20 protein-coding genes are annotated in these 22,581 nt (G+C 61.8%); 12 read left to right on the top strand and 8 right to left on the bottom strand.

All coding sequences use genetic code 11. From position 1 onward, the window contains the following. Nucleotides 1-15: 15 nt before the first annotated feature. From J2046_RS06925 to J2046_RS06915, 3 genes are all read right to left on the bottom strand, one after another. Nucleotides 16-735, bottom strand: a complete 720-nt coding sequence (locus J2046_RS06925) for a YoaK family protein (RefSeq protein WP_210050482.1) — start codon at nucleotides 733-735, stop codon at nucleotides 16-18. A 113-nt stretch (nucleotides 736-848) separates the two neighbouring features. After that, nucleotides 849-2,051, bottom strand: coding sequence for a TIGR03862 family flavoprotein (locus J2046_RS06920; RefSeq protein WP_210050480.1), 1,203 nt, complete (start codon nucleotides 2,049-2,051; stop codon nucleotides 849-851). 20 nt (nucleotides 2,052-2,071) lie between these two features. Next, nucleotides 2,072-5,728 carry a hydantoinase B/oxoprolinase family protein gene (locus tag J2046_RS06915; protein WP_210050479.1) on the bottom strand — a complete coding sequence of 1,219 codons (3,657 nt, stop codon included), beginning with the start codon at nucleotides 5,726-5,728 and terminating at the stop codon, nucleotides 2,072-2,074. 207 nt (nucleotides 5,729-5,935) lie between these two features. On the opposite strand from J2046_RS06915, the gene J2046_RS06910 reads away from it, so the two are divergent. From J2046_RS06910 to J2046_RS06895, 4 genes are read left to right on the top strand one after another with little or no spacing between them, the layout of a single operon-like run. Beyond that, on the top strand, nucleotides 5,936-6,520 hold the full coding sequence (locus J2046_RS06910) for a TRAP transporter small permease (RefSeq protein WP_325169729.1): 585 nt from the start codon (nucleotides 5,936-5,938) through the stop codon (nucleotides 6,518-6,520). Between the two features lie 2 nt (nucleotides 6,521-6,522). After that, a complete protein-coding gene (locus J2046_RS06905) occupies nucleotides 6,523-7,839 on the top strand; it encodes a TRAP transporter large permease (RefSeq protein ID WP_210050478.1) in 1,317 nt (438 codons plus the stop codon). Nucleotides 7,840-7,863: 24 nt separating this feature from the next. Further along, nucleotides 7,864-8,853, top strand: coding sequence for a TRAP transporter substrate-binding protein (locus tag J2046_RS06900; protein WP_210050477.1), 990 nt, complete (start codon nucleotides 7,864-7,866; stop codon nucleotides 8,851-8,853). Nucleotides 8,854-8,910: 57 nt separating this feature from the next. Next, complete coding sequence (locus tag J2046_RS06895; RefSeq protein ID WP_210050476.1) at nucleotides 8,911-9,432, top strand: winged helix DNA-binding protein; 522 nt, start codon at nucleotides 8,911-8,913, stop codon at nucleotides 9,430-9,432. Here J2046_RS06895 and J2046_RS06890 read toward each other — a convergent pair. Further along, complete coding sequence (locus J2046_RS06890; protein ID WP_210050475.1) at nucleotides 9,429-10,253, bottom strand: alpha/beta hydrolase; 825 nt, start codon at nucleotides 10,251-10,253, stop codon at nucleotides 9,429-9,431. The genes J2046_RS06895 and J2046_RS06890 overlap by 4 nt on opposite strands. Nucleotides 10,254-10,458: 205 nt before the next feature. Between J2046_RS06890 and J2046_RS06885 the strand changes: the two genes are divergently transcribed. From J2046_RS06885 to J2046_RS06850, 8 genes are all read left to right on the top strand, one after another. After that, nucleotides 10,459-12,084 carry an AMP-binding protein gene (locus tag J2046_RS06885; RefSeq protein WP_210050474.1) on the top strand — a complete coding sequence of 542 codons (1,626 nt, stop codon included), beginning with the start codon at nucleotides 10,459-10,461 and terminating at the stop codon, nucleotides 12,082-12,084. Between the two features lie 147 nt (nucleotides 12,085-12,231). Beyond that, a complete protein-coding gene (locus tag J2046_RS06880; RefSeq protein ID WP_210050472.1) occupies nucleotides 12,232-13,368 on the top strand; it encodes an ABC transporter substrate-binding protein in 1,137 nt (378 codons plus the stop codon). 9 nt (nucleotides 13,369-13,377) lie between these two features. After that, entirely contained in the window at nucleotides 13,378-14,301 is a 924-nt protein-coding gene (locus tag J2046_RS06875) for a branched-chain amino acid ABC transporter permease (RefSeq protein WP_210050471.1), read from the top strand. After that, nucleotides 14,294-15,283 carry a branched-chain amino acid ABC transporter permease gene (locus J2046_RS06870; protein ID WP_210050470.1) on the top strand — a complete coding sequence of 330 codons (990 nt, stop codon included), beginning with the start codon at nucleotides 14,294-14,296 and terminating at the stop codon, nucleotides 15,281-15,283. The genes J2046_RS06875 and J2046_RS06870 overlap by 8 nt, the downstream gene beginning before the upstream one ends. Continuing rightward, the gene (locus J2046_RS06865; RefSeq protein ID WP_210050469.1) at nucleotides 15,276-16,025 is read left to right on the top strand and encodes an ABC transporter ATP-binding protein; all 750 of its coding nucleotides are present in this window, start codon (nucleotides 15,276-15,278) and stop codon (nucleotides 16,023-16,025) included. Before J2046_RS06870 ends, J2046_RS06865 begins: the two co-directional genes overlap by 8 nt. Continuing rightward, nucleotides 16,025-16,708 (top strand): ABC transporter ATP-binding protein, encoded by a 684-nt coding sequence (locus J2046_RS06860; RefSeq protein WP_411828476.1) that lies wholly within the window; start codon nucleotides 16,025-16,027, stop codon nucleotides 16,706-16,708. Before J2046_RS06865 ends, J2046_RS06860 begins: the two co-directional genes overlap by 1 nt. A 3-nt stretch (nucleotides 16,709-16,711) precedes the next feature. Next, nucleotides 16,712-17,227 (top strand): MarR family winged helix-turn-helix transcriptional regulator, encoded by a 516-nt coding sequence (locus tag J2046_RS06855; protein WP_210050468.1) that lies wholly within the window; start codon nucleotides 16,712-16,714, stop codon nucleotides 17,225-17,227. A gap of 32 nt (nucleotides 17,228-17,259) precedes the next feature. Beyond that, nucleotides 17,260-18,189: a glutaminase gene (locus J2046_RS06850; RefSeq protein WP_210050467.1), complete on the top strand. Its 930-nt coding sequence runs from the start codon at nucleotides 17,260-17,262 to the stop codon at nucleotides 18,187-18,189. Nucleotides 18,190-18,252: 63 nt separating this feature from the next. Here J2046_RS06850 and J2046_RS06845 read toward each other — a convergent pair whose 3' ends face one another. From J2046_RS06845 to J2046_RS06830, 4 genes are all read right to left on the bottom strand, one after another. Beyond that, nucleotides 18,253-19,770 carry a tripartite tricarboxylate transporter permease gene (locus tag J2046_RS06845; protein ID WP_210050466.1) on the bottom strand — a complete coding sequence of 506 codons (1,518 nt, stop codon included), beginning with the start codon at nucleotides 19,768-19,770 and terminating at the stop codon, nucleotides 18,253-18,255. A 21-nt stretch (nucleotides 19,771-19,791) separates the two neighbouring features. Beyond that, nucleotides 19,792-20,280: a tripartite tricarboxylate transporter TctB family protein gene (locus J2046_RS06840; RefSeq protein WP_210050465.1), complete on the bottom strand. Its 489-nt coding sequence runs from the start codon at nucleotides 20,278-20,280 to the stop codon at nucleotides 19,792-19,794. After that, complete coding sequence (locus tag J2046_RS06835) at nucleotides 20,277-21,221, bottom strand: Bug family tripartite tricarboxylate transporter substrate binding protein (protein WP_210050463.1); 945 nt, start codon at nucleotides 21,219-21,221, stop codon at nucleotides 20,277-20,279. Before J2046_RS06835 ends, J2046_RS06840 begins: the two co-directional genes overlap by 4 nt. A gap of 236 nt (nucleotides 21,222-21,457) precedes the next feature. Next, nucleotides 21,458-22,528 (bottom strand): ABC transporter substrate-binding protein, encoded by a 1,071-nt coding sequence (locus J2046_RS06830; RefSeq protein WP_210050461.1) that lies wholly within the window; start codon nucleotides 22,526-22,528, stop codon nucleotides 21,458-21,460. Nucleotides 22,529-22,581 lie beyond the last annotated feature (53 nt).

The following is a 22,581-nucleotide window of genomic DNA, read 5'->3' as shown; positions in this document are numbered from 1 at the left end:
CGGCCGGCTCTCCCGTCAAGAGCGGCGTCTGGCCGGCACCATCGGCTGCTGGTGAAAATGGAGATGCAGGGGGCGGGGCATGAGCACCGTTGTCAGGGCGATCGCCACGGTCAGCATGGCGACGATCCAGAGTGCGTGGTTGCCGACATATTTCGTCAGCAGGGCGCCCGTCACTGCGCCGCAGGCCATGCCCGTCCAGGGCACCGTCTGAATGAGCCAGCCGGCGGGGTTGCGGTCGCCGACGAGCCATCGGCCAATGCCCCGGCCGAAGCGGGAAAGCGCCCCGGTGACATAGGTGAGACCGATCGGCAATCCTTCGATATGTTCTACCGTCGCGTTGATCATGCCCATGGAAAGCACGACCAGATAGAATTGCAGCCGCGGGAAACTTGTCTCGGGCAGCACCGACGCGGCAGCCAGGATGATTGCGACGCCCGAGAGCACGACGAAAGTGCGGCGGGCCGAGACGGTATGCGCCAGCACGATACCGAATGCATTGCCGGCGATGAAGACCCAAAGCGCGCAGAAGAGGATGATCGCATGGGAATAGTTGCCGTCCGCGAAGGAAAGCGCGGCGCGCGTGGTGTTGCCGGTCATGAACGACACGAAGTCGCCGGAGAGAAGCAGGCCGATCGCATCCGTCATGCCGGCGACAAAGGAAATTGCCGCGACAAGCGCAAGGCCTGTGATTGTCCGTCTTTGTTTGATGATGTGGCGTCGTCTGGTTCTGGACATGGAGGCCCTTTCCGCCCCAAAAATCTGCGTGAACCATGGTCGGGAGGTCAATCCGACATGATTCCGGACAAATTGAAAAAATCGCAAATCTGCCCGGTGCGTCAGCTCGGTCGTCAGCGAAGCCAGGCTTCGATACCCTTTGCTGCGGCGCGGCCCGTGGCGAAACAGGCGGTGAGTAGATAACCACCAGTCGGGGCCTCCCAATCAAGCATCTCGCCTGCGACAAAAAGACCCGGTAGGGGCTTCAGCATGTAGTTTTCATCAAGATTGCTCCACGCGATCCCGCCCGCTGAGGATATTGCCTCGGCAATCGGACGCGGCCGGACGAGCGGAATGGGCAGCGCCTTGATGAATAGGGCCAGTTCCTTTGGCGCCATGCGGTTCGCTTCCGGCGCGAGTTCTCGCAGCAGGGCAGTCTTTACGCCTTCGAGCCCCGCGCCTTTGCGCAGCCGGTTGGAGAAGCTCATTTTGGAATTAAGCCGGGCAAGGTCCAGCGCCAGGCGCTCGGCCGAACGTCCGGGTGCCAGGTCGACCGTCAGCGCGGCATGGCCTTCCCGTTCGAGGCGGTCTCGCAATGCTGCTGCGTGAGCATAGACAAGGCTGCCTTCTATCCCCTGCCTGGAAATGACGAACTCACCTTGTATCGTGCCGGCATCGGATGATGCGGAGATGGATTTCAGCGGCACGCCGGCAAAACGCTCTCGAAACGGCTCGCTCCAGGCGACGTCGAAACCGCAATTGGCCGGTTGGAGATCGGCGATCGTGACGCCTTTCTGCTCGACCCAGGGCACCCAGGCTGCGTCGGAACCGAGGCGCGGCCAGCTTGCGCCGCCAAGCGCCAGCAGCACCGCATCCGGGTGGATCACCGTCACTCCTTCCGGGGTTTCGAAGCGATAGCCATCGTTCGCAAAGCCTGTCCAGCGGTGCCGTCTCTTCAACTGGACGCCCTGCGCTTCCAGGCGCCTTATCCAGGCGCGCAAAAGCGGCGAGGCCTTCATGACCTTGGGAAAGACGCGGCCGGACGTGCCGACGAAGGTCTCCGTGCCAAGGCCGAGCGCCCAGGCCCGGATATCGTCCGGCTTGAAGGCTTCAAGGGCAGGCCGCAGGCGAGCGGACGCCGCGCCGAAGCGCTCCGCAAACCGCGCAAAATCCTCCGAATGGGTGATGTTGAGCCCGGACTTGCCGGCCAACAGGAATTTCCGACCGAAGGTCGGCATGGCATCATAGACAGTCACAGCATAATGGGCAGCGGAAAGAACTTCCGCCGCCATCAATCCTGCCGGTCCGCCGCCGATGATCGCGATCTGTTTCGTCATCCCCTGCGGGTTAGGACAAATCAGCCCGCTTTGCCATAGCCCCCCGCGGTCGGCGTGACGACGATCACCGCTTCGCCGGCCTCGATCACCGTCTGGTCGCAGCCGGCGAGCTCTTCGATCGTCCCGTCCAGGCGCCGCACCAGGGTCTGGCCGAGCTCGCCCGCCTCGCCGCCGTCAAGACCGTGCGGCCGGATCGTGCGGTGCGAGGAAAGCATGGCGCAATCCATTCTCTCCAGGAAGCGGATGGTGCGCTCGGTGCCGTTGCCGGCGGAAAACCTGCCCTTGCCGCCCGAGTTCGGCCGGATGTGGAAGTCTTCGAGCAACACCGGATACCGGGTTTCCAGGATCTCCGGATCGGTGAGGCGGGAATTGGTCATGTGCACATGCACGGCGTCCGTGCCGGCAAAGCCGGTGCCGTCGTTGAAGTGGCCGGCGGGCGAGCCGGAGCACAGCGTCTCGTAATACTGGTAGGTCGCATTGCCGAAGGTGAGGTTGTTCATCGTGCCCTGGCTCGCGGCCATCGCGCCCAGCGCGCCGAAGAGCGCATTGGTGACGTGCTGGCTGGTTTCCACATTGCCGGCGACGACGGCCGCCGGATATTGCGGTTTCAGCATCGAGCCTTCCGGCACGACGATGCGGATCGGCCTGAGGCAGCCGGCATTCATCGGGATCGCGCTTTCCACCATCACCCGGAAGACGTAGAGCACGGCGGCGCGCGTCACCGGCTCCGGGGCATTAAAATTGTTCTTTTTCTGCGGGCTGGTGCCGGTGAAATCGACGGTCGCTTCGCGCTTGTCCCGGTCCACCGTGATCCTGACCTTGATGACGCTGCCCTGGTCGGTCGGATAGGAGAACTCCGCGTCGTTAAGCTTTGCGACGACCCGGCGGACGCTTTCTTCCGCATTGTCTTGCACATGGCCCATATAGGCCTTCACAACGTCGAGACCGAATTGCGCGATCATCTTGCGCATCTCGTGCACACCCTTTTCGTTGGCGGCGATCTGCGCACGCAGGTCCGCGACGTTCTGGGCGACGTTGCGGGCGGGGTAGGGGTGGTCCGAGAGGAGCCTTGTAATGCCTGCCTCGTCGAAGCGGCCGCGGTCGACCAGGAGAACGTTGTCGAAAAGAACGCCTTCCTCGTCCACCGTCGTCGCAAGAGGCGTCATGGAGCCCGGCGCAGTGCCCCCGACATCGGCGTGGTGGCCGCGCGAGGCGACGTAGAAGAGAATCTTCGGTTCTTTGTTCCCTGTCGCGCCTTCGGCGCTCCCCGCCTCTTGCGCCTTCTCGTCAAAAACCGGCGTGACGACGGTGATATCCGGCAGGTGCGTGCCGCCGTTATAGGGCGCGTTGAGAGCGAAGACGTCGCCAGGGCGGATTTTTCCCTTGTTTACAGCGATTACCGTCTCGACGGATCGGTCCATGGAGCCGAGATGCACCGGCATGTGCGGGGCGTTCGCCACCAGCGCGCCGTTTTCGTCGAAGACGGCGCAGGAGAAGTCGAGCCGTTCCTTGATATTGACCGAGGAGGCGGTGTTCTGCAGCGTGACGCCCATCTGCTCGGCGATCGACATGAAGAGATTGTTGAACACTTCAAGCAGCACCGGATCGGCTTGCGTGCCGATCGGCATCGCGCGGGAAAGCTCGGCGACGCGTTTCAGCACCACATGGTTCAATTTGGTGATCTCGAAGGCCCAGCCGTCTTCGACGACGATCGTTTGGTGGGGCTCCACGACGAGGCAGGGGCCGTTCGCTCTGGCACCCGGCTTGATGTCGGATCGGCGATAGACGGGAGCCTCACGCCATGCGCCGCCCGAAAAGAATTTCGTCTTCTCGCTCGCAGCCGGCATGGAGCTTTCGAGCGGAAATTCCGGCTCGGCGGAAGAGGCGCCGCCGCCGATCGCTTCCACTTCATAGGCTTCGAAAATGATCTCACGATTCTCGAAGATGAAGCCGAATTGCTTCCTGTGCGCCGTCTCGAAAGCGGCGATCATCTCGGGCGCACCATCGAGAGTTACGGCCAAGGTCGTATCCGTGCCATGATAGCGTAGATGAGCGCGATGCAACACGTCGGTTTCGGAGTCAGAGACGCCCTGCGAGGCCATTTCCTCAAGCACGCTTGCCGTAAGTTCCTCGCGGATCGGAGAAAGCATTTCGAGCGCTGCCGAAAGCCCGAGCGAAATCGTCCGCTGGCGGGTGGCGCGGATATCGGCAAGCCCCATGCCATAGGCGGAAAGAATGCCGGAGAACGGGTGGATCAGAACGGTGGAAATGCCGAGCGCATCGGCCGTCAGGCAAGCATGCTGGCCACCGGCGCCGCCAAAGCAGGTCAGCACGTAATGGGTGACGTCGTAGCCGCGCTGGACGCTGATCTTCTTGACCGCATTCGCCATGTTCTCGACCGCGATCGACAGGAAACCGTCGGCCACCTCCTCCGGCGAGCGGCCGTCGCCGATCACCCTGGCCATCTCCTCGAAGGCGGCATGCACCGCGTCGGCGTCGAGCGGCTGGTCGCGGTTCGGTCCGAAGATCGCCGGGAAGAGTTTGGGTGAAAGCTTGCCGAGCATGACGTTCGCGTCGGTGACGGTCAGCGGCCCACCGCGCCGATAGGCCTTGGGGCCAGGATTGGCGCCCGCCGAATCCGGCCCGACGCGAAAGCGGCCGTTCTCGAAATGCAGGATCGAGCCGCCGCCGGCCGCGACCGTATGGATCGACATCATCGGCGCGCGCATGCGAACGCCGGCCACTTCCGTCTCGAAGGAGCGTTCGAGCTCTCCGTCATAATGGGAGACGTCGGTGGACGTGCCGCCCATGTCGAAGCCGACCATCCGCTCGAAACCGGCAAGCCGCGAGGTTTCGACCGCCCCGACCACGCCGCCGGCGGGACCGGAAAGGATCGCATCCTTGCCCTGGAAGAGCCGGGCGGCAGTCAACCCGCCGGAAGACTGCATGAACATGAGCTGCGGGCCGGTTTCCTCGTTGGCGCCAAGCTCGCCCGCGACCTGGTCGACATAGCGGCGCAGGATCGGCGAGAGATAGGCATCGACCACCGTCGTATCGCCGCGCCCGACCAGCTTGATGAGCGGCGAGACCTCGTGGCTGACCGAAAGCTGGGTGAAGCCGATCTCACGGGCGATCCGTGCGGCAAGCTGTTCATGAGCCGGGTAACGATAGGCGTGCATGAAGACGATCGCGACGGCGCGGATGCCGGCATTGAACTGCGCCTGAAGCTCCTTGCGGATGGCCTTCTCGTCCGGCTCCGCTTCGACGGTGCCGTCGGCACGGACGCGTTCGTCGACCTCGACGACGGCCGAATAGAGCAGTTCAGGTTTGATGATCTTCTTTGCAAAGATGTCGGCGCGGGCCTGGTAGCCGATCGCCAGGGCATCGCGGAAGCCGCGCGTGGTGACGAGCAGGGTCTGTTCGCCCTTGCGTTCGAGCAGCGCATTGGTGGCGACGGTGGTGCCCATCTTCACCGCGCCGATCACCTCCGAGGGGATCGGAACGCCGGCCGGAATACCCAGGAGCTCGCGGATACCCTGCACGGCTGCGTCGTGATAGGCCTCAGGATTTTCCGATAGCACCTTGTGGGCGATCAGCGATCCGTCAGGTCTGCGCCCGACAATGTCGGTGAAGGTGCCGCCGCGGTCGATCCAGAAGTCCCACTTGCCATCGGCCATGTTCTGCCCCTCGTTGAAAGCTTGATTTGCAATAACGAAAACATTTCGTCGATAAAACGTCAATGATTAGTTGACAGGAAAATATCTTTTGAAGCATCATGCCTTTCCAACAGGCAAGGAAGCCAGCAAAGAGCTCCACCTGCAAAACCGGCAACCGAGGGGAGCCGACCATGATCCTTTGCCACCGCGCAGCGGGGAGGACGTCACGTGTCCACCGCTAATGCTCGCCATAGCATCTTTCCTGAATGGCTCCGTCAAACGCTTGACGGGCTCTATCTCGTTTCCGGCTGGCTGGCCGGGCTTTTTCTGATCGCTATTTTCGTCATCATGCTATCGCTGTCGGCTGGCCGGCCAATCGGCTTGGATGTCCCAGCCGGCGACGACTTCGCCTCCTGGTGCATGGCGGCCACGGCCTTCCTGGGCCTTGCCCACACGTTTCGCTCCGGAGAGCTCATTCGCATGGGCCTTCTCATCGACAGGTTCAGCGGTGTCGCGCGCAAGGTCATCGAGATCGCCTGCACGGCGATCGGCGCAGCCGCCATGCTCTATTTCGCCTGGTACGCGGTGGATATGGTCTGGACGTCCTGGAAATTCAACGACATCTCTCAGGGCGTCATCGCCGTGCAGTTATGGATACCGCAGCTCGGCATGGCCATCGGGATGGTCGTCCTCGCAATCGCTTTCGTGGACGAGTTGATCCATCTGCTTTTTGGTGGCGTACCGCGCTACGAGAAACCGGCTCCGAAATCCGAGGAAGAGATGATCGAGCGGATCATGGAAAGCGGGGCCTGATCATGGACGCCTCGAACCTTGTCGAAATATCGGCGCTCATCCTCGGCGCCCTGCTGCTCTTCCTCGTCGGTGGCGTCTGGATCGGGATTTCGCTGCTGATCTGCGGTTTCATCGCCATGCAGTTCGCTCCGGCGGGAATACAGATCGGCGCGGCGCTTGCGACCAACGCCTGGGCGGGCAGCTCCTCCTGGTCTCTCGCCGCCCTGCCGCTTTTCGTCTGGATGGGGGAGATCCTCTACAGGACGAGATTGTCCGATGAAATGTTTAGGGGGCTTTCTCCTTGGCTGAACCGCATTCCGGGAAGGTTGGTGCATGTCAATGTTCTCGGCTGCGGGCTTTTCGGCGCAGTCTCCGGGTCGTCCGCCGCAACGACAGCCATGGTCGCGAAGATCACCCTGCCGGAATTGAAGAAGCGCGGCTACGACGAGATGATCTGCCTCGGTTCGCTGGCAGGCGCCGGTACGCTCGGCTTTCTCGTGCCGCCGTCGATCACCATGATCGTCTACGCCGTCGCTGCGAATGTTTCCATCATCCAGATGTTCCTGGCCGGCCTGCTCCCGGCGGTCATCGTCATGGCGCTCTATATGGGAGCGATCGTCATCTGGTCGCTGATGAACCCCGACAAATCTCCGCCCCCGGCACCGACCCTCGGCTTTCTCGACAAGCTGAAGCAGACGCTCAACCTCATTCCGCTGGCGCTTTTGATCGTCGTGATCTTCGCAACGCTGGTTCTTGGCTGGGCGACAGCCACCGAATGTGCGGCCTGGGGCGTGCTCGGTTCTCTCGCGATCGCGCTCTGGCAACGTGCGCTCTCCTGGAAGAGTTTTTGGGAAAGCGTGATGGGTGCTGCACGTATGACGGCGATGATCATGCTGATTCTGACGGGTGCGGGATACATGTCGATTGCCATGGGCTATACCGGGATTCCGAATGCGCTGGCCTCCTGGGTCGATAGCTTCCACCTGAGTCCTTATGCGCTGATTGCGGTGCTCACCGTCATGTATGTGCTGCTCGGCTGCGCGATCGACGGCCTGTCGATGATCGTCCTGACGACTGTGGTGGTGTTGCCCATGATCCAGCAGGCCGGCTTCGATCTGATCTGGTTCGGCGTCTTTCTGGTCCTGATGGTGGAAATGGCTCAGATCACCCCGCCGGTCGGCTTCAATCTCTTCGTGCTCCAGACGATGAGCGGTAGAGACAGCCTGACGGTTGCGCGCGCCGCATTGCCGTTCTTCTTCCTGCTTTTGGCGACGGTCGCCATCCTCACGATCTTCCCGGATATCGTGCTGGTCCTGCCGAAAATGGCTTTTCCGGGTTAATTTCTTAAAAAGGGGAATGAAAACATGACAGTGCACTTCAAAGCCATTACCCGCGTCGGCCTCACGGCTGCCGCCCTCATCGCCGGTGTCAGCTCGGCTCTGGCCCAGACTGCCTGGGTCCTGCCCTCGGCCTATCCGCCGGCCAATTACCACGTCGAAAACCTGATGCAGTTTTCCAAGGACGTGGAAACGGCAACCAACGGCGCGCTGAAGATCACCGTTCATCCGAGTGCCTCACTCTTCAAGGCTCCGGACATCAAGCGCGCGGTTCAGACCGGTCAGGCCCAGGCCGGCGAAGTGCTGATCTCCCTGCACGAGAACGAGAATCCGGTCTTCGGCATCGACGTCGTGCCGTTCCTGGCCACCAGTTTCGATCAGGCGAAGAAGCTCTGGGAGGCTTCCAGGCCGACCGTCGAAAAGGCACTCGATGCGCAAGGGCTGAAGCTTCTCTATTCGACGCCATGGCCGCCGCAGGGCATCTACACCAAGAAGGACGTCAACAGCGTTGCCGACCTCAAGGGTTTGAAGTGGCGCGCCTACAATGTCGGCACGTCGCGCATCGCCGAGCTCGTCGGCGCCCAGCCGGTCACCGTCCAGGCCGCCGAATTGCCACAGGCGCTCGCCACCGGCGTCGTCGACGGCCTGATGACGTCGAGCGCCACCGGCGTCGATTCAAAGATCTGGGAATCGCTCACCCATTATTACGACACCCAGGCCTGGATTCCGAAGAACGTCATCTTCGTCAACAAGGCCGCGTTCGAAGCGCTGGACCCGGCTGTTCAGAAGGCGGTTGCCGATGCGGCGGCGGCGGCCGAAACCCGTGGCTGGTCCCTCGCAGCCGAGAAAACAAAGAGCTACATGGACGCACTCAAGCAGAACGGCATGCAGGTGGTCGAACCCAGCGACGAGCTCAAGAAGGGTCTTGCCGATGTCGGCGCCAAGCTGACCGAGGACTGGTCGAAGAAGGCAGGCGCCGACGGCGCCGCCATTCTGGACGCCTACAAGAAGATGTGATTTGAGGGCGCCGCAAGCAGTCGCTTGCGGCGTTTTCATTTGCCGGGAGGAGAAGTCATGTCATTGGAAAAGGACTATTTGGGCCCGATCGTTTCCTCCGGGCATCTGGCGAGCGGCGCCCTGCCGGCGCTTTCCGAGATCGAGTTCGGCATGATCATGCTGAACCATGCCTTCAATCGCTGGATGGTTCGCTGCATGGCGGCAGCCGGCGTGCCGGATCTTTCCCCGATCGACATCCTCGTGTTGCACAACATCAACAGCCGCAACAAGCCTAAGACACTGGCCGACATCGCACTGGTCCTCAACATCGAGGATACGCATGTCGTCACTTACGCGTTAAAGAAGCTTGAGCGGCTCAAGCTGATCAAATCCGGGCGCCGCGGCAAGGAAAAGCTGGTCATGGCGACGGAAGCAGGTGCCGAGGCCTGCGCCCGCTACAAGGCGATGCGCGAAAGCCTGCTGGTCCGTTCGGTGCTCGCCACGGAAGTCTCGGCGGAATCGCTTTCGGAAGTGGCAGCCCGCCTTCGTGCGCTTTCCGGACACTACGATCAGGCGGCTCGCGCCGCCGCATCCCTCTAGGAGAAAAGCGCTTCCATCAACGGATGATTGGGATCCGTCATCCCGTCTAGCACGTTGAAATGGTGCTTGTCTGGTTCCTCGACGGCTTCGGTCTCAGCGCCCAGGCCCTTCCATATGCTTGCGAGCAGTGCATTCTGGCGGACGAATTCATAACGTTCCGCAGCGCCCACCCAGCAGGTTACCCTTGCGTTTGGTATCGGCTCCAGAAGGGCAGGGCTTTCGCGATAGGCTTCTTCCCGGTCGATCCGCTGCTTGTCGTTCATCTTCGTGTTCATGAGCGGGCGCAGATCGTGCACGCCGGAGAGCGAGACGACATTCGCAATGCGACTGCGTATTGCTTCCGGCAATGGGGAGGTGATCGTGATCATTCTCGTCACCAATTGGCCTCCGGCGGAGTGGCCGATCAGTCGGATCGGTCCCTCGACCTCTTCGGCAGCGGCTTCGATCGCCCTGCCGATTTCAATCGTGATGTCGGCGATGCGGCTTTCGGGGGCAAGTGTGTAGGACGGCATGGCGACGGCATAACCGCGTTCCACCGCGCCCTTGGCGAAATGCGACCAGTAGCTATTGTCGAGCCCGATCCAGAAGCCGCCATGGACAAAGACCATCAGGCCGGCAGGCCTGGACTCTGGCAGGAAAAGATCGAAGCGGTTGCGGGGCTTTCCGCCATAGACAAGGCCGAGTTTGGCACGCCCTTCGGCGGAAAGCGCTTCACGATATTGCTGTGCAGGCTCCACCCATGCCGCCGGCCAGCGGTCGCCCTGGGGAATGTTGATGCCGTTGGCATAGGCATTGTCCCAGTCGCTGATCCGGTGGCGCATCTTCGTTTTCTCCCCTCAATGCGGTTATGATCCCCAGCCGCATATTGGCATCGCCATCGCATGCTTGGAACCCGTCCGGAGCGGAAAATGGCAGCCGGGAAAATTATTACAAACTTAAAATTTCTCTCTTGCAACCGGAAGGAAGCGGTGCAATTCTGAACAAAAGGCAAAAAGCCGCATAGATAAGAAACTTGGGAACTGAAAAATGCTGGGACCGTCAGGCCATCTGGATACGTTTGCCCGCGACAACCTTCCACCGCCGGATCTTTGGCCGGAAATCAAGCTCGACGGCTTTGAGTATCCGGAATGGATGAACGCAGCGGTTGAGCTTACCGACCGTATGGTGGAAAAGGGTTTTGGCGATCATACTGCTCTGATCGGCAACGGCCGCCGTCGCACCTACAAGGAACTTTCCGACTGGACGAACCGCATCGCCCTGGCGCTGACTGAAGACTACGGCCTGAAACCCGGAAATCGGGTGCTGATCCGCTCTGCAAATAATCCAGCCATGGTCGCCTGCTGGCTGGCGGCGACTAAGGCCGGTGCCGTCGTGGTCAACACGATGCCGATGCTGCGTGCCGGCGAGCTCGCCAAGATCATAGACAAGGCGGAGATTTCCCTGGCGCTCTGCGATACGCGCCTGATGGACGAGCTGGTCGCTTGCGCCAAGGAAAGCCGGTTCCTCAAGCAGGTGATCGGTTTTGATGGCACTGCCAACCATGATGCGGAACTCGATCGCGCGGCGCTGAACAAGCCGGTGCTCTATGATGCGGTGAAGACAGGTCGGGACGATGTGGCCCTGCTCGGTTTCACCTCCGGTTCCACCGGCGTACCGAAGGCTACCATGCATTTCCATCGCGATCTCCTGATCATCGCCGATGCCTATGCCAAGGAGGTGCTGGACGTCACGCCGGACGATGTTTTCGTCGGTTCTCCACCGCTTGCCTTCACCTTCGGCCTCGGTGGACTTGCGGTCTTTCCATTGCGCTTCGGCGCCTCTGCTACCCTCTTGGAGCAGGCGACGCCGCCGAAGATGATCGAGATCATCGAGACCTACAAGGCGACGATAAGCTTCACCGCGCCCACCGCCTACCGCGCCATGCTGGCCGCGATGGACGAAGGTGCGGACCTTTCTTCTCTGCGCATCGCCGTTTCGGCCGGCGAGACCTTGCCAGGCCCCGTTTTCGAAGAATGGGTGAGAAAGACGGGTAAACCCATTCTGGACGGCATCGGTGCGACCGAGATGCTGCATATCTTCATCTCGAACCACTTGGGCGATGCCAGGCCGGCCTGCACGGGCAAGCCGCTCGCCGGCTATGAAGCGATCGTTGTCGACGACGAGATGAGCGAGGTGCCGCGCGGCACGATCGGCCGGCTGGCGGTGAGGGGCCCGATCGGCTGCCGTTACCTCGCCGACGATCGGCAGAAGGATTATGTCCGCAACGGCTGGAACCTCACCGGCGATTCTTTCGTACAGGACGAGGACGGCTATTTCCATTTCGCCGCACGTTCGGACGATATGATCATCTCGGCCGGCTACAATATCGCCGGCCCGGAAGTGGAGGCGGCTCTCCTGAAGCACGAGGCAGTGCTGGAATGCGCCGTGATCGGCGTGCCGGACGACGGACGTGGCATGATCGTCGAGGCGCATGTCGTGCTTGTTCCCGGCAGTGAGGCTTGCGATGCGATGGTGAAGCTGCTGCAGGAGCATGTGAAGAGCGTCATTGCGCCTTACAAATATCCGCGTTCGATCGTTTTCACCGACACGCTGCCGAAGACCGAATCCGGCAAGATCCAGCGCTTCCGGCTGAAGCGGAAACTTTCAGCTTAACCGTACTTCGTGGTGGTTGCGTTTCGCTGCGCATGCAGAGTGGAAGTTTCCACGCAAATGTGGAAGGTAATGAAACGTTCGGCGGGCTGCTGCCCCGCTGCCGGAAAATCTGGGAACGACATACAACAACAAACGGGAGTTCGTCACATGAAGAAACTGCTTGCCGCAGCCACGCTGACCCTGAGCCTGAGCGCCTCGGGCCTTGCTTTTGCCGAGCCGTTGAAGATCGGCATGATCACCACGCTTTCGGGCGGCGGCGCCGGTCTCGGCATCGATACACGCGACGGCTTCATGCTGGCGATCAAGAATTCCGGCAACAAGGACATTACCGTCGTCACCGAGGACGATGCACAGAAGCCGGAACTCGCAGTGCAGATCGCCGACAAGATGATCCAGAGTGACCAGGTGGATATTTTGACCGGCATCGTCTGGTCGAACCTCCTGATGGCGGTTGCTCCGAGTGCTGTTGCGCAAGGCAAGTTCTACGTCTCCACGAATGCCGCTCCCGCGGCACTGGCCGGCGCCAACTGCAACAAGCTCTATTTCAACGCGGCCTACCAGAATGACAATCTTCATGAGGCGATGGGCGAATATGCCAACAAGGGCTACAAGAAGATGTTCATCCTTGCCCCGAATTATCCGGCCGGCAAGGATTCGCTGACTGGCTTCAAGCGCTATTACAAGGGCGAGCTCGCCGCGGAAGTCTACACCCAGGTCGGCCAGACCGACTATGCCGCCGAAATTGCCCAGATGCGCGCTTCTGGCGCTGATGGTATCTTCGTCTTCCTTCCCGGCGGCATGGGCATTGCTTTCATGAAGCAATTTGCTCAGTCGGGCGTGAAGATTCCGGTCATGGGGCCGGGCTTCTCTTTCAGCCAGGACGTGCTTCCGGCAATCGGTGATGCGGCGCTGGGCGCCAAGGCGTCCGGCCAGTGGGCTCCGGACTTCGACAACGAAGCCAGCAAGAAGTTCCTCGCCGACTTCCAGAAAGAATATAACCGCCTGCCGTCGATCTATGCAGTTCAGGCCTATGACGCCGCGCAGCTCATCCTGTCGGCTGCTGCGAAGGCGGATGTGACGGATGCGGATGCTTTCCGCGCCGAACTTCTGAAGGCGGATATCCAGTCGCCGCGCGGCAACTTCAAGTTCAACACGAACCAGCATCCGATCCAGGACATCTACCTCACGGAAGTGGTGAAGCAGGATGGCGTCCTCACCAACAAGACGGTGGAAAAGATCTTCACCGATCATAAGGACGCCTATGCTAAAGACTGCAAGATCTAAGGTTTCCCCGTGACCGTTGCGCTTGCTCTCGAGCAGTTGCTGAACGGCCTGCAGCTCGGCGTCATGCTGTTCCTGATGGCCGCCGGGCTGACGCTGATCTTCGGCGTCATGGGCCTGATCAATCTTGCTCACGGCTCGCTCTACATGGTCGGCGCATTCGCCTGCGCCGCCGTGGCGGCCTGGACCGGCTCGTTCTGGATCGGGCTCATCGCCAGCCTCGTCGCCGCGGCGGCGGCCGGTGCGATCGTCGAGCTCGTGGTGATCCGCAGGCTTTACGATCGCGACCATCTTGATCAGGTGCTTGCCACCTTCGCGCTGATCCTGATGTTCTCCGAAGGCACGCGCTGGCTCTTCGGCTCGTTTCCGCTTTATCTCGATATTCCGCCGCTCCTGCAGGGGGCGGTGACACTGCCCGGCGGCACGCAATACCCGGTCTATCGGCTGGCCATTATCGCCGCCGGCGCGATCGTCGCCATAGGGCTTTACATGCTGATCTCGAAGACGCGGCTCGGCATGCGCATCCGGGCCGGCGAAAGCGACCGGGAGATGATCGGGGCGCTCGGTGTCGATATACGCACGCTCTATACGGTCGTCTTCGCCCTTGGTGCGGCACTGGCCGGGTTCGCCGGTGCCATGGTCGGCGCCTTGCAATCGGTGCAGGTGGGCATGGGCGAGCCGGTGCTGATCCTGGCCTTCGTGGTGATCGTCATCGGCGGCATCGGCTCGATCAAGGGGGCGCTCTTGGGCGCGCTTCTGGTCGGCGTCACGGACACGATGGGCCGTTTCCTGCTGCCACAGATATTCGCATTCTTCGCGCCGCCGGCCCAGGCGGGCATGATTGGCGGCGCCGTGGCCTCGATGCTCATCTATATCGTCATGGCGGTGATCCTCGCGGTGAAGCCGCGCGGGCTCTTTCCGGCAGCGCATGCGTGAGGTCGGTATCGTGAACCGCGAAAACCTCGTCAACTTCATCCTTGCTGTGCTGTTGCTTGCCGTGCCGTTTGCGGCCAACATGGCCGGCCAGCCTTTCTATGTCACGCTGGCAACCCGTGTCGCGATTCTTGCTCTTGCCGCGACCGGCCTCAATCTGGCATTGGGCCTGGGCGGCCTCGTCTCCTTCGGTCATGCGGCCTTCTTCGGTATCGGAGGCTATGTTGCCGGCATTCTGGCGACGCATAGCTTCTCAGGTGAGCCTCTGCTCTTCGGTCTGTCGGGCACCAATCAGATGTGGGTGATCTGGATCGTCGCGGTCCTGCTCGCGGGTCTTCTGGGCCTTGCGATCGGCGCGATCAGCCTCAGGACATCAGGCGTCTACTTCATCATGATCACGCTCGCCTTTGCGCAGATGGTCTATTATTTCGCGGTCTCCTGGCCGGCCTATGGTGGGGAGGACGGGTTGTCGATCCTTGTCCGCAACCAGTTTCCGGGCGTGATGACGATGCGGCCGCTCGGTTTCTTCCTGATCTGCTACGTGGTGCTGCTGGTCGGAATAGGTCTTTTCGCGTTGATCCGCGCCTCGCGTTTTGGCAACGCATTGCAGGCGGCGCGGCAGAACGAGGTGCGTGTCGCGACGGTCGGGATCCAGCCATATCGAATCCGACTGACAGGCTTTGCCATTTCGGCAATGATGACCGGACTTGCCGGCGCGCTGTTTGCCGATCTCAACCGTTTTGTCAGCCCCTCCATGCTCTCCTGGCACATGTCGGGGGAGTTGATCGTGCTGATCGTGCTCGGAGGAACTGGCCGGCTGTTCGGTCCGCTGGCGGGTGCGGCGCTTTATGTCGCCTTCGAATATGCGCTCGGGGGCATCACGGAACGCTGGCAGTTCTTCCTCGGTCTTATTCTGCTCGTCGTGGTACTCTTCGCCCGCGGCGGTCTGCTGGGGCTTCTCGCCGGAAAGGCCAGACATGGTTGAGCCGGTCCTCGAAATCTTCGACCTGGTCAAGAATTTCGGAGCACTGCGTGCGACCGACGGCGTCACGCTCGATCTCAGGCCGGGCGAAATCCATGCGCTGATCGGCCCGAATGGCGCCGGCAAGTCGACGCTCATTCACCAGATCTGCGGCACGCTCCGGCAGGATAGCGGCACGATCCGCTTCGCCGGGCAGGATATTGGCGGCCTGGGTGTTGCAGGCCGTGCCCGGTTGGGCCTGGGGCGTACCTTTCAAGTCTCTTCGCTGGCACCGGAATTCTCCGCGCTCCGTAATGTCATGCTGGCGGTGCAGGCGAGGGAGGGTACGAGCTTCCGCTTTCTTAAACCGGTAATGCGTGACGGGTCGCTGATCGACGCGGCTATGGCCATGCTGGAACGTGTCGGCCTGACGGCGCGTGCCCGCATCCCCGCTGCCGAGCTCTCGCATGGTGAACGCCGGCAGCTCGAAATCGCCATGGCGCTGGCACTTCGCTCCAGGGCCTTCCTGCTTGACGAGCCCATGGCCGGCATGGGACCGGAAGGCTCCAAATCGTTGACACGGTTCCTCGACACACTCAGGCAGGAAGCGCCGATCCTGCTGGTCGAGCATGATATGGATGCAGTATTTGCACTCGCCGACCGCATTTCGGTACTCGTCTACGGCCGCATTATTGCCACCGGCACGGTCGAGGAAATCCGTCGCGACCCGGCCGTGCGCACGGCCTATCTCGGAGATCACGCCTGATGCTGCTGGACGTCTCCCGGATCGAAGCATTTTATGGCGCGAGCCAGGCGCTGTTCGGCGTTGACCTGTCTGTGGCGGAGGGCGAGGCCGTGGCGCTGATGGGTCGCAACGGCATGGGCAAGACCACGACCATACGTGCCATATGCAACCTCAATCCGCCTCGCGCCGGCGCGGTCCGGCTCGGCGGCGCTGACCTCAAGGGCAGGCGACCGCACCATGTCGCGAAGCTCGGCATCGGCCTCGTGCCGGAAGGCCGCCGCTGCTTTCCGAACCTGACAGTGCATGAGAACCTGGTCGCTGCTGCTCGGCCGGGCAGATGGACATTGGACGAGGTCAATGCGCTTTTTCCCCGCCTACAGGAACGGTATGCCCAGATGGCGCGGTCGCTCTCCGGCGGTGAGCAGCAGATGCTGGCGATCGGCAGGGCTCTGATGACCAATCCGCGCATCCTGATCCTCGATGAGGCGACGGAGGGGCTTGCTCCGGTCATACGCCAGGATATCTGGAGAGCCATACGGAGGCTGAAGGCGGAGGGGCTTTCCATCCTTGTGGTGGATAAGACGCTTTCCGAGCTTTTGCCGGTTGCGGATCGCTGTGTCATCCTGGAAAACGGGAGAAGCGCCTGGAGCGGTAAGGCTGAGGAACTGACGACGGAACTGCAGGATCGATATCTCGGAGTGTAAGCGATGGATGGTGAAGCGGGAAGCGCCGATCTGGAACTGATCGCCCACGGTCCGCATGGGCGCAACAAGCCGGAGACGCGGCTCTGGCTGCGTATGCTTTCCACCACAAAGCTGATCACCAACGAAATCCGCCGACGGCTCAGGACCGAATTCGGTGCGACGCTGCCGCAATTCGACCTCATGGCCCAGCTCTATCGCGAAAGCGACGGCCTGCGCCTAGGCGAGCTTTCGAAGCGAACGATGGTGACGAATGGCAACGTGACCGGTCTTGTCGAACGTCTGGAGGCCGATGGCCTCGTCCAGCGTGTAACGCCGGACGGTGACCGACGCGTTACGGTCGCCAGGTTGACGCCGGAGGGTACGAAGCTTTTCGTTGCCATGGCTGCCGCCCATGAAGGCTGGCTGCGGGACATCATGGCAGATGTCGCTCCGGCCACGATCGCATCGCTGTGGTCGGAGATTGGGGCCGTGAAAACTTCTGCCAGCAATCACCTTTCCAGCAGCGCTTTCGATCAGTAGACCCGGTGCTGGTAACGAATTCGGGGTGATAGATGGCAGACCTCCAGGCGATCGTCGACGAGATTCACGACAAGCTGGCGCCGCGTCTCGGCGAGGGCAAGGTCGCCGACTATATTCCGCAGCTTGCCCATGTCGATCCGAAGAAATTCGGCATGGCGATCGTGACGGTGGATGGGGAGATCTTCAAAGTTGGCGATGCCGATGTCCCCTTCTCGATCCAGAGCATTTCCAAGGTCTTTACGCTGACGCTGGCGCTCGGCAAGCATGGCGAGACGACCTGGAACCGTGTCGGACGCGAGCCGTCGGGCTCTGCCTTCAATTCGATCGTCCAGCTGGAGCACGAAGAGGGTAAGCCACGTAATCCATTTATCAACGCGGGCGCGATCGCCGTCAGCGACCTGGTGCTTGCGGGGCACACGCCGCGCGAGGCGATCGGGGAAATTGTCCGTTTCGTGCGTTATCTCGCCGATGACGATTCGATCGCTATTGACCCTACCGTGGCGAAGTCGGAACAGGCGACAGGCTACCGCAATTTCGCGCTTGCCAATTTCATGCGCTCCTTCGGCAAGCTGGACCATCCGGTCGAGCATGTGCTCGGCGTTTATTTCCATCACTGCGCACTCGCCATGACCTGCACGCAGCTTGCGAAGTCCGGTCTTTTTCTCGCTGCTTCCGGCCGCAATCCGCTGACGGGACACACGGTCGTCTCCAAACAGCGGGCAAGGCGCATCAATGCGCTCATGCTCACCTGCGGGCATTACGACGGTTCAGGAGATTTTGCCTATCGGGTGGGCCTGCCGGGCAAGAGTGGGGTCGGCGGCGGCATTCTCGCGGTCGCACCGGGCAGGGCCTCGGTTGCCGTCTGGTCGCCGGGGCTCAATCACAATGGCAATTCGCTTCTTGGTTCGCTGGCTTTGGAAATGCTGACGACCCGCACGGGCTGGTCGGTCTTCGGCCATTGATCCCGCATACGGCATAAAAAACCCGGCCGAAGCCGGGTTGAATGTAGCGGCAGCGTGTTGTGATCAGTCCTCGCTGGCTGCCATCTGCGAGAGCACTTCGCCGCGTCCGCGTATGCGCAGGATCAGCGGTATGATGAAAGCCAGCGCTGCCAGGATGAGCAGAACGGCCGCAATCGGCGACTGGACCAGTGTCGTGACATCGCCCTGGCTGATCGCCAGCGCGCGGCGGAGCTGCTGTTCGGCAAGTGGCCCCAGGATCAAGCCGACGACGACCGGCGCGATCGGGTAACCCAGCACACGCATGACATAGCCGAGGAATCCGAAGGTCAGAAGCATGCCGAGTTCGAAAACCGACGGATTGGCACCGATAGTGCCGAGCGTCGCAAACAGCAGGATGCCGGCATAAAGCCATGGCTTCGGGATGGTCAGCAGCTTCACCCAAAGGCCGACGAGCGGCAGGTTGAGGACCAGCAGCATCAGGTTGGCGATGAGCAGCGACGCGATCAGGCCCCAGACGAGCTGCGGATTGGTCACGAAGAGCAGCGGGCCCGGCTGCAGACCGTATTGCTGGAAGCCGGCAAGCATGATCGCCGCGGTCGCGGACGTCGGCAGGCCGAGCGTCAGCAACGGCACAAGCGTGCCGGCGGCAGACGCATTGTTGGCAGCTTCCGGGCCGGCAACCCCTTCGATCGCGCCATTGCCGAATTCTTCCGGATGCTTGCTGAGGCGCTTTTCGGTTGCGTAGGAGAGGAAGGTGCCGATTTCGGCTCCGCCCGCCGGCATGGCGCCGATAGGGAAGCCGATGGCGGTGCCGCGCAGCCAGGCTTTCCAGGACCGCGCCCAATCCTGGGCGCTCATCCAGACGGAGCCCTTGACGGCTTCCACCGTTTCCGGCCCCTTGTTTCCCTGGGCGGCGATGAACAGGGTCTCCCCGATCGCGAACATGGCGACCGCCATGGTCGTGACTTCGATCCCGTCGAGAAGGTCGGGGATGCCGAAGGACAGCCGGTTCTGGCCTGTCAACTGGTCGATGCCGACGACGGAGAACGCAAGCCCGATGAACAGCGAGGTGAGGCCGCGCAATGTGGAATCTCCGAAGGCCGAGGACACCGTCACGAAGGCGAGCACCATCAGGGCAAAATATTCGCGAGGGCCAAAGACCAGCGCCAGCTTGACGATGTAAGGCGCGATGAAGGCGAGCGCCAGCGTCGCGATCAGGCCGGCCACGAAGGAGCCGATCGCAGAAGTCGCAAGCGCCGGTCCGCCACGTCCCGCCCGGGCCATCTTGTTGCCTTCGAGCGCGGTGACGATCGAAGCGCTTTCTCCCGGTGTGTTGAGCAGGATCGAGGTGGTCGATCCGCCATACATGCCGCCGTAATAGATGCCTGCGAACATGATCAGCGAACCGGTCGGATCAAGACGATATGTGACGGGCAGAAGCAGTGCGACGGTCAGCGCCGGCCCGATGCCGGGCAGAACACCGACTGCGGTGCCGAGCGTCACGCCGATCAGCGCATAAAGCAGGTTGATGGGTTGCGCTGCGGAGGCAAGCCCCTGCAGGAGGAATTCGAATGTGCTCATGGTCCTACTTTCCGGGCCCGATCACCAAAAAAGCCGTTCCAGCGGGCCTGCGGGCAGCGCAAGCTGCAGGAGGCCTGCGAAGATCAGCCAGATGAAGAGACAGACGACGATGCCAAGCGGGATCGTGATCCACAGTTTGCGTTTGCCGAAGCCCGCGGCAGTGAGGCCGAACAGGATACCGGTCGCGATCGAGAAGCCGGCAACGCGAAGAAGCAGCATCTGCGCGACAAGTCCCGCGACGATCCACACGACCGGACCGATCTCCTGTTTGTCGCGCGTCGGAAAATCGCCGCGGAAAGCCTCGATCACCGTCCAGATCGCAAGTCCGATCAGCGCAAAGCCGATCCAGTCGGGCACCGTCGCCGGACCGACCTGCGAATAGCCGCCCGTACCCTTCAAGCGCGACACATCGATGAAAATCACGGCGGCGATTGCCGCCAGGACTACGGCAACGGCAAGCGCCGCCCAATCGGGGCGGCGCTGCTCGGTCTTGTTGCGGTCGGGGCTCATTTGACCAGCCCGATGTCCTTGAGGACCAAGTCTGTGGCGGAAATGTCCTTGGCGAGCTGTTCATCGAAGGCCGAGCCGGCGAGATAGGTATCGGTCCAGCCCTTGGTCTTCAGGGCTTCCTGCCAGGTCTTGGACTGGGCGAGCTTCTCGATGTCGGCTGCCACGGCCTTCTTCTGCTCGTCGGAAAGGCCGGGAGCGGCGGCGACCATGCGCCAGTTCTGGACAACCACGTCGAAGCCGGATTCCTTCAGCGTCGGGGCGTCGGCGCCTTCGATCTTCTTGTCGGAGGAAACGGCCAAGAGGCGCAACGTGCCGGCCTTGATCTGCGATTCGAACTCGCCGTAGGACGAAACGCCGGCAGTCACCTGGCTGCCGAGAATGGCGGCAAGGGCTTCACCGCCGCCGGAAAACGCGATGTAATTGATCTTGGTCGGGTCGACGCCGGCCGCCTTGGCAAGCAGGCCGACGAGGATATGGTCGGTGCCGCCTGCCGAACCGCCACCCCAGGAAACGGCTCCGGGATTTTCCTTCAGCTTGGCGACGAGATCACCGATCGTCTTGATGTCGGAAGAGGCCGGAACGACGATTGCTTCATATTCGCCGGTGAGGCGGGCGATCGGGGTGACGTCCTTGAGCGTGACGGGCGATTTGTTGGTCAGGATCGCGCCGACCATGACATAGCCGCCGACCAGGAGTGCATTCGGGTTGCCCTTCTGCTGGCTGGCGAACTGGGCGATGCCGATCGTTCCGCCGGCGCCCGGTACATTGACGACCTGCACGTTGCCGGCGATCTTTTCCTGCTGGAGCGCCGTCTGCATGGTGCGGGCCGTCTGGTCCCATCCGCCGCCCGGTGCGGCTGGAGCCATGATCGTGTAATCGGCGGCTGCGGCCGGCAAGGCAAGCGCGCCCGCGAGAATGGAAGCGAGAAAGAAATGTTTCAAGGGTTGATCCTCCGTTGGCGCCCGAAGCGGACGCAAATGTTTCTTCTGTCGAAACGAAAAGATGGGACGGTGAGCAAGAACCGCTACCGACGCCCTCCCGTCGTTGATCGGAGCCCCGCCTCCAAACGGGGGCCGATTAGACATAAGCCAGCATATCAAGCTGACATCTACCTGACATTTTTCGCGGGTTTGACGTTTGGCAAGGGGTATCGGCCGTGCGCCGTCGAATTTTGTGGCTATTGCAGCCTGAGAGCCTCGTTCCAGCGGGAAATCAGTCGCGCCCGCTTCACCTGGTCCAGATAGACCATCAACCCGAGGCTGACAGGAACGGGCTTCAACTGCCCGCCCAGCATCTCCCGCAATGTGGTTGCGGTATTGTTGCCGGCGACTTCGGGGCTGACGGCCGGGATCTGCAGTTCGCGGGCCATGATCGTCTGGCCTTCCTTCGACATGAAGAATTGCAGATATCGCTTTCCGAGATCCGGCGCGGTGGCGGCCTGCGGCACGAGGCCGATCCGTGACATGACGACAGTATAGTCCTTCGGTAACACGATGCCGACGTCGGGATGGCGCGAGGCCCAGTCAGCGGCATAGGAGCCGAGGATGTTGTAGCCAAGCAGGAAGCGGCCGTCCGCGATGCGCTCCAGGATCGCCTGGCTCGTGGAGTAGAGCTTGACGCCTGCCGCACCCATGGCCTGGATCACCGACCAGATATCGCCGAACTGTTCCTGGTCGCGCGCCATGAACAGGAAGCCGACGCCGGAACGCTCGATGTCATAGGTGCCGATCCTTCCGTAGACGGAGTCGCCCTGCTTGTGCAGGAACTCCACGAATTCCGCCCGGGTCGACGGGGGTGGAGCATCCTTGAAGCTCGGCTTGTGGTAGACGAAGACGGCAGGTTCGAAGGTCAGCGCGTAGGCCGTGTTGCGCCAGTTCGCCCAGGTCGGCCACTGGCCGCTCATGGGCAGGTCGCTCGGCTGCGCGTACCCGTCATTGGCGAGCTTCACCTGCAGGTCCATGGCGGAAGAGAATGCGAAATCGGCGGTTTTCTGGCCGGCATCCGTCTCGCGGACGATCCGGTCGTAGATTTCACCGGTCAGCATGTCCTCGTAGCGCACCGCCACATCCGGGTTTGCCTGCTGGAAACCGGTAATCATCGGCTTGGCGAGCGGTTCGTCCAGGGAGGAATAGACGCTCAGCACCCGGGCGTCGCTGCGGCCGGAAAGGGCGGGAAACAACGTTGTGCCGGCAGCCGCAAGACCCGGCGAAAGGACAAGGCAGAGCGAAGCGAGAAGGAATCTTTTCATACGACCACAATGCCTTACAGAGATTCCAGGGACAAGTAGACCGGTGGCCGCGT

This window comes from Neorhizobium petrolearium, from assembly GCF_017873175.1.
Classification (GTDB): domain Bacteria; phylum Pseudomonadota; class Alphaproteobacteria; order Rhizobiales; family Rhizobiaceae; genus Neorhizobium; species Neorhizobium petrolearium.
The sequence above is the reverse complement of the archived record's forward strand: the minus strand, read 5'-3'. Positions and strand labels throughout refer to the sequence as shown.

Excerpts from the sequence above, each read along its gene's own strand:
- J2046_RS06925 (WP_210050482.1), bottom strand. The coding sequence starts at position 735 with ATGTCCAGAACCAGACGACGCCACATCATCAAACAAAGACGGACAATC.
- J2046_RS06920 (WP_210050480.1), bottom strand. The coding sequence starts at position 2,051 with ATGACGAAACAGATCGCGATCATCGGCGGCGGACCGGCAGGATTGATG.
- J2046_RS06915 (WP_210050479.1), bottom strand. The coding sequence starts at position 5,728 with ATGGCCGATGGCAAGTGGGACTTCTGGATCGACCGCGGCGGCACCTTC.
- J2046_RS06905 (WP_210050478.1), top strand. The coding sequence starts at position 6,523 with ATGGACGCCTCGAACCTTGTCGAAATATCGGCGCTCATCCTCGGCGCC.
- J2046_RS06900 (WP_210050477.1), top strand. The coding sequence starts at position 7,864 with ATGACAGTGCACTTCAAAGCCATTACCCGCGTCGGCCTCACGGCTGCC.
- J2046_RS06895 (WP_210050476.1), top strand. The coding sequence starts at position 8,911 with ATGTCATTGGAAAAGGACTATTTGGGCCCGATCGTTTCCTCCGGGCAT.
- J2046_RS06890 (WP_210050475.1), bottom strand. The coding sequence starts at position 10,253 with ATGCGCCACCGGATCAGCGACTGGGACAATGCCTATGCCAACGGCATC.
- J2046_RS06885 (WP_210050474.1), top strand. The coding sequence starts at position 10,459 with ATGCTGGGACCGTCAGGCCATCTGGATACGTTTGCCCGCGACAACCTT.
- J2046_RS06880 (WP_210050472.1), top strand. The coding sequence starts at position 12,232 with ATGAAGAAACTGCTTGCCGCAGCCACGCTGACCCTGAGCCTGAGCGCC.
- J2046_RS06870 (WP_210050470.1), top strand. The coding sequence starts at position 14,294 with ATGCGTGAGGTCGGTATCGTGAACCGCGAAAACCTCGTCAACTTCATC.
- J2046_RS06865 (WP_210050469.1), top strand. The coding sequence starts at position 15,276 with ATGGTTGAGCCGGTCCTCGAAATCTTCGACCTGGTCAAGAATTTCGGA.
- J2046_RS06860 (WP_411828476.1), top strand. The coding sequence starts at position 16,025 with ATGCTGCTGGACGTCTCCCGGATCGAAGCATTTTATGGCGCGAGCCAG.
- J2046_RS06855 (WP_210050468.1), top strand. The coding sequence starts at position 16,712 with ATGGATGGTGAAGCGGGAAGCGCCGATCTGGAACTGATCGCCCACGGT.
- J2046_RS06850 (WP_210050467.1), top strand. The coding sequence starts at position 17,260 with ATGGCAGACCTCCAGGCGATCGTCGACGAGATTCACGACAAGCTGGCG.
- J2046_RS06845 (WP_210050466.1), bottom strand. The coding sequence starts at position 19,770 with ATGAGCACATTCGAATTCCTCCTGCAGGGGCTTGCCTCCGCAGCGCAA.
- J2046_RS06840 (WP_210050465.1), bottom strand. The coding sequence starts at position 20,280 with ATGAGCCCCGACCGCAACAAGACCGAGCAGCGCCGCCCCGATTGGGCG.
- J2046_RS06830 (WP_210050461.1), bottom strand. The coding sequence starts at position 22,528 with ATGAAAAGATTCCTTCTCGCTTCGCTCTGCCTTGTCCTTTCGCCGGGT.